Genomic DNA, 5,663 nt, shown 5'->3' with positions numbered 1-5,663 from the left:
ACGAAGATCGCCCCCGACCTCTACATCGCTTGCGGGATCAGCGGTGCGACCCAGCACTGGGTCGGCTGCATGGACGCCAAGACCATCCTGGCGATCAACACCGACCCCCAAGCCCCCATGGTCACCCGCGCCGCGTACGCGGTGATCGGCGACGTGCACGAGGTGCTCCCCGCCGTGATCGAGGAAATCGAACGACGCACCCGGACCGGCTAGTCGTCGCGCGGGTGTCGTACCGGACCGTCTCCCGAGCGATCAACGACAAGCCGGTGGTCGATCCGGATGCCGGAGAGTTGAAGTCCGCCCGGACGCTGTCCCCGGGAATCCATTGAGGACGGCTTTCCGTCACGGCTCTTCGGTTTGCGGGGCTTCCAGCAGCCGGTGGAGGAGGACGAGGAAGTGCTGGCGTTCTTCCGGGGTGAACACCGCCAGCATCTGCTCGCTGATCGCGATGACCGAGGGGGCCAACCGTTCGGCCAGTTCCCGGCCGTCGGCGGTGAGGGCGACCAGCTTGCGCCGCCGGTCGGCGTCGTCCTTGGCGAACTCGACCAGGCCCCGCCGGCGCAGCCGGTCGAGCAGGGGGGCCGCGGTGGATTTGTCCAGGTGCGCCAGCGAACCCAACGTGCCCTGGTCCATGTCGCCGTGGATGTCCAGCAGGCTGAGCACGGTGAACTGCGGACCGGTGAGATCGCGATCCACCTGCTCGTGCCACAGCCGGGTGTGCACCTGGTACAGCCGGCGCGTCAGGGGGCCGAGCCCGCCGATGGCGGCCGTCAGCACCTCGGCGACGTCTGCCTCGGATGTCACTTCCCGCCTCCTCGGTCGTGCCAGGACGTGCACGGACTATACCTCGTCAGGTCGAGTAGGACGTATACGGAATAAAAATTCGCGAGGAGTCTTGCGCGCCGTCAGGTGTGTCGTATACAACATGTACACCGCTTGTTCGAGCGAGGACTTCACAGCCGGGAACGAGGGCTGGAAGTAAGAAGGCTCGGCGGTTGCGCCAACAACCACCGAGCCGGGCAGCACCATCTGCGCACTCGTCGTTGTCGTCTACGGCCAGGTAGACGGGCGATGCGCAGCTCGTCAGACAGCGACGGTTCGACCCAGGAGTCGACTATGGCAACTGCCAGGGACAATTCTAGCAATCGAAGAACGCACACCAGCCTGCCCGTGATCGCGGGGTCGAGCCTCGCCGGGACGGCGGTGGAGTGGTACGACTTCTTCCTCTACGGGACAGCCGCCGCGCTGGTCTTCAACAAGCTCTACTTCCCGTCGGAAGATCCGCTGGTCGGCACCCTGCTCGCGTTCGCGACCTACGCGGTCGGGTTCATCGCCCGACCGCTCGGAGCCGCGGTGCTGGGGCACTACGGCGACGTCAAGGGGCGGCGCGCGACGCTGATCGCCAGCTTGGTGCTGATGGGCGTCTCGACCTTCCTCATCGCCTTCCTGCCGTCCTACGGGTCGATCGGCGTCCTCGCGCCGATCATCCTCGTCCTGCTCCGCCTGGTGCAGGGCTTCGCCCTCGGCGGCGAGTGGGGCGGAGCAGTCCTGCTGGTGTCCGAGCACGGTGATTCCACGCGTCGCGCCTTCTGGGCCGCGTGGCCGAACCTCGGTCCACCGCTGGGAAATCTCCTCGCCGCCGGTGTTCTCGCGGTGCTCAGCGGAGCAATGCCGGAAGCGGCGTTCCTGTCCTGGGGCTGGCGCATCGCGTTCGGGCTCTCGGCCCTCCTCGTGGTGATCGGCCTGGTCCTGCGGCTCTACGTCGCGGAGACGCCGCTGTTCGAGCAGGCACGTGCCGACAACGCGAATCGCCCCGCGGCGATGCCCATCGGGACTGCGGTCCGGGACCACTGGCGCCAGATCCTGCTGGCCGCGTTCACCCGCTTCGGCGAGAACGCCGGTTTCTACATCTTCTCGTTGTTCGTCATCACCTACGTCACCCAGATCAACGGCCTGGACCGAGCGGCCGGGCTGAACGCGGTGATGGTCGGCATGGTGGTGGCACTGCTGGCGATTCCGCTGTTCGCGGTCCTCGCCGACCGGATCGGCCGTCGACCCGTCTACATCGGAGCGTCGTTGGCCACGATCGCCTGGGCGTTCGCCTTCTTCGCCCTGCTCGACACCCGGAATCCGATGGCGATCGTCGTCGCGGTCGTCGGTGGACTGCTGATCTTCAGCGCGTACAGCGCGGTCATCGGCGCGTTCTTCTCGGAGCTCTTCCCCACCGAAGTCCGCTATTCAGGCGTCTCGCTGGCCTACAACCTCGCCTCCGTGCTCGCGGGCTCGTTGGCGCCGATCATCGCGATCGCCCTCTACTCGGCGTTCGGGAGCGGCTACGCGATCGCTGCCTACCTGGCGGTCATGGGGGCCATCTCCCTCGGCGCGGCACTCGTCGCCACCGAGACCCGGACCGTCGACCTGGCGAAGGTCGGTGCGGACGGCTCGGCGGTCGGCACGCCGACTGCGCCCACTCGCTGACCGAGGAGCGCTGCGGTCCGCGGGACCTGCAGGCATCCCTGCCTTCGCTCGAACTCGCTTGACGTTTTCCACACCAACACCCAGAAGGGGGCACCGCATGATCGGCGCCACCGCGGACGTTCTCACCCTCGAACCGCTGGAGTCCCGGGAACCACTGCTGTTCCGCGACTTCCACGCCCTGATCGCGGGCTACACCGGGCGGGACGAGGAAGCTGTGCGGCACCACATCGAGGAGCTCGCAGCGATCGGCGTCGCACCGCCGGAACGAGTCCCGATGTTCTACCCGGTCGCGGCGGAGAGCATCTCCACCGCCGCGAGCACACCCATCTCCGCCGCCAACACCTCCGGCGAGGTGGAACCGGTCATCGTGCGGCACAGCGGGAAGTACTTCCTCGGCATCGGATCCGACCACACCGACCGGGAAATGGAGACCATCGACATCGGGGACTCCAAACGCGCTTGCCCCAAACCGATCGGCCCGGTCGTCGTCGAGGTCCCGGACTGGGAGAGCTTCGACTGGGACCGCTGCCGGGCCCGCAGCTGGGTCGACGGCGAGCCGTACCAGGACGGCACGCTGGCGAACCTGCGCACCCCCCTGGACCTGCTGCGCATCTTCGACGAACGCACCGGTGACGACGGCGGTGACCTGATCTGCTTCGCCGGCACCCTGCCGCTGCTGACCGGCGCGTTCACCCCGGGCACCCGCTGGGACCTCGAACTGGTCCTGCCGGACGGCCGGAAGCTGACCCACACCTACCGCACGACCGAAGGGAACTGACATGCGCACCGGAGCCGAATACCTCGCTTCCCTCGACGACGGGCGCGTCGTGCTCGTCGACGGCGAGCAGGTCGACGTCACCACCCACCCCGCTTTCGCCCCGGTCGCTCGCACCATCGCCGAGCTCTTCGACATCGCCGCCGACCCGGCGAGCGGAATGCAGTACACCGCCCCGGAAACGGGCGCGGCCGCCAACCGCACCTTCGGCATCCCCCGCAGCAGGGAAGAACTTCGCTTGCGCCGAGAGGCGATCCAGACCTGGGCCCAGCACACCCACGGCTGGGTGGGGCGCAGTCCGGACCACGTCGGCACCTTCCTCGCCGCGTTCGCCGCCCATCCAGAGCTCTTCGCCGAAGGAGACCGCGACTTCTCGGCCAACGTCACCGCGTTCCACCGGCGGCTGCTGGAGGAGGACCTCTACGTCTCCTACGCGATCATCCCGCCGCAGGTCTCCCGGGCCACCACGGCCTCAGGCTGGGACGGCGACTACCTCCAGGTCGGCGTCGTGCGGGAAACCGACGAGGGCATCGTCGTGCGCGGCTCGCAGATGCTCGCGACCGGTGCGGCCATCGCCGACGAGATCTTCGTGTCGTGCATCAAACCGCTCGGCCCGGACGACCAGGACTTCGCCATCGGCTTCGTGGTGCCCACTGCCGCACCGGGGCTCAAGCTGTACTGCCGGCGCCCGTACGCGCCCGCCGCGACCAGTTCCTTCGACTACCCGCTGACCAGCCGCTTCGACGAGCCCGACGCGCTGGTCGTGTTCGACGACGTGCTGATCCCGTGGGACCGCGTCTTCGTCAACCGGGACACCGCCGGTGTCCGGCGCCAGTTCTTCGACACCGGGGCGCACGCGCTGGGCAACTGGCAGGCGCAGATCCGGTTCGCCACCAAGCTGAAGTTCATCGCCGGCGTGGCGCGGCGGGTCACCCAGGTCAACGGCGTGGACAAGATCCCCAGCGTGCAGGAGAAGCTGGGGGAGCTGGCGGCGCTGGTCTCCGGGGTCGAATCGGCGGTGCTGGCCGCCGAGTACACCGCGGAACCGGACGAGGCCGGGGTCTGGTTGCCGGGCAAACGCGCGCTCTACGGCTCGATGGGGCTGCAGTCGGAGACCTACCCGCGCGTGCTGGCCATCCTGCGCGACCTCGTCGGCGGCGGAGTGTTGCAGCTGCCGTCCAGCGTCCGCGATCTCACGAGCCCGGTGACCGCCGGCGACGTCGCGCACTACGTGCAATCACCGGGCGTGCCATCGGAAGAACGCGTGAAGTTGTTCAAACTCGCCTGGGACATCATCGGTTCCGAGTTCGCCGGTCGGCACCAGCAGTACGAGATGTTCTACGCCGGAGCGCCGTTCGTGGTCAAAGGCGCTTACAGCTACCGGAACTACGGATACGAAGAGGTGTTGCACGACGTCGAGCAGTTCCTGAACTCCTACAAGATCGAAACGGCTTGAGAGGTCATCATGGCGAAGCCCGAGTACGAATTCTTCCCGGCCAGCGACGTCGAGTACACCGTCTGCCCCGGCGACGACCCGAAGATCACCGAGCGGATCCTGTCCAAGGACCCGGAATCCGGCGTGGCCAGCCGCATCCTGCGCTACGAACCCGGTGCCGACTCGACCCCGATGGGCGTGCAGAAGCACGACTTCTGGGAAGAGGTGTACATCCTGGAAGGTTCGTTCACCGACCTGAGCCTCGGCGAGACGTTCACCGCCGGCATGTACGCCTGCCGTCCGCCGGGCATGCCGCACGGTCCGTGGCGCACGGACGAAGGCGTGGTCACCTTCGAAGTCCGCTACCGCAGCGAGTAGGCCGGCCATGGCACTTCCAGCGTTCCAAGCGGCGAACGCGGCCGACATGCGCCGCAGCATGGGCCGCTTCACCACCGGCGTGGCCATCGTGACCAGCGGGGTGGGGGACAGCGCCTGCGGCATGACGATCAGCTCGCTGACGTCGATCTGCCTGGATCCGGCCATCTTGCTGGTTTCGCTCACCGAAGGTGCGCGGACCACCGGCATGGTGGCCGATACCGGGCGGTTCGCCGTCTCGATCCTCGCCGCGCGCCAAGAGGCGATCGCGCGCCGGTTCGCCACCCGCGGTGGCGCCCGGTTCGAAGGTCTGGACTGCGAGTACGGCGAGTACGGGGTGCCGATGATCGAGGACGCCCTGGTGCAGGCCGAATGCGATGTCCACAGTGCACACCAGGTCGGGGATCACGCGGTGTTCTACGGGCTGGTGCGCAACCTCCGATGCCGGGAAGGCACTGGCCTGGCGTTCTACTCCGGGCGGTTCGGCGACTTCCACGACTTCGGACACGACGAGATGCCCTGGATGTTCTGACCAGACCCCACTGGAGGTGGCGCCGTCGACACTGTTCCTGGCCAGCTTCGGGTTCAACTTCCTGCTGT

At 67.7% G+C, this 5,663-nt stretch carries 7 protein-coding genes; 6 read left to right on the top strand and 1 reads right to left on the bottom strand.

Annotated elements, in window-relative coordinates:
* Positions 1-213, top strand: a 213-nt coding sequence (locus ABTZ89_RS34805) for an FAD-binding protein (protein ID WP_351052940.1), incomplete at its 5' end; no start/stop codon positions are given.
* Between the two features lie 129 nt (positions 214-342).
* Here ABTZ89_RS34805 and ABTZ89_RS34800 read toward each other — a convergent pair.
* A complete protein-coding gene (locus ABTZ89_RS34800) occupies positions 343-804 on the bottom strand; it encodes a MarR family winged helix-turn-helix transcriptional regulator (protein ID WP_270946440.1) in 462 nt (153 codons plus the stop codon).
* A 366-nt stretch (positions 805-1,170) separates the two neighbouring features.
* On the opposite strand from ABTZ89_RS34800, the gene ABTZ89_RS34795 reads away from it, so the two are divergent.
* From ABTZ89_RS34795 to ABTZ89_RS34775, 5 genes are all read left to right on the top strand, one after another.
* Positions 1,171-2,478: an MFS transporter gene (locus tag ABTZ89_RS34795; RefSeq protein ID WP_270946439.1), complete on the top strand. Its 1,308-nt coding sequence runs from the start codon at positions 1,171-1,173 to the stop codon at positions 2,476-2,478.
* A 97-nt stretch (positions 2,479-2,575) separates the two neighbouring features.
* Positions 2,576-3,256 (top strand): DUF2848 family protein, encoded by a 681-nt coding sequence (locus tag ABTZ89_RS34790; protein ID WP_351052895.1) that lies wholly within the window; start codon positions 2,576-2,578, stop codon positions 3,254-3,256.
* A gap of 1 nt (position 3,257) precedes the next feature.
* On the top strand, positions 3,258-4,709 hold the full coding sequence (locus ABTZ89_RS34785) for a 4-hydroxyphenylacetate 3-hydroxylase family protein (RefSeq protein ID WP_270946437.1): 1,452 nt from the start codon (positions 3,258-3,260) through the stop codon (positions 4,707-4,709).
* 9 nt (positions 4,710-4,718) lie between these two features.
* A complete protein-coding gene (locus ABTZ89_RS34780) occupies positions 4,719-5,066 on the top strand; it encodes a cupin domain-containing protein (RefSeq protein WP_270946436.1) in 348 nt (115 codons plus the stop codon).
* Between the two features lie 7 nt (positions 5,067-5,073).
* Positions 5,074-5,595 carry a flavin reductase family protein gene (locus tag ABTZ89_RS34775; RefSeq protein ID WP_270946435.1) on the top strand — a complete coding sequence of 174 codons (522 nt, stop codon included), beginning with the start codon at positions 5,074-5,076 and terminating at the stop codon, positions 5,593-5,595.
* The last annotated feature ends 68 nt before the right edge of the window (positions 5,596-5,663 follow it).

The organism is Saccharopolyspora sp. NPDC002686 (assembly GCF_040295745.1).
Classification (GTDB): Bacteria; Actinomycetota; Actinomycetes; order Mycobacteriales; family Pseudonocardiaceae; genus Saccharopolyspora; species Saccharopolyspora oryzae.
The sequence above is the reverse complement of the archived record's forward strand: the minus strand, read 5'-3'. Positions and strand labels throughout refer to the sequence as shown.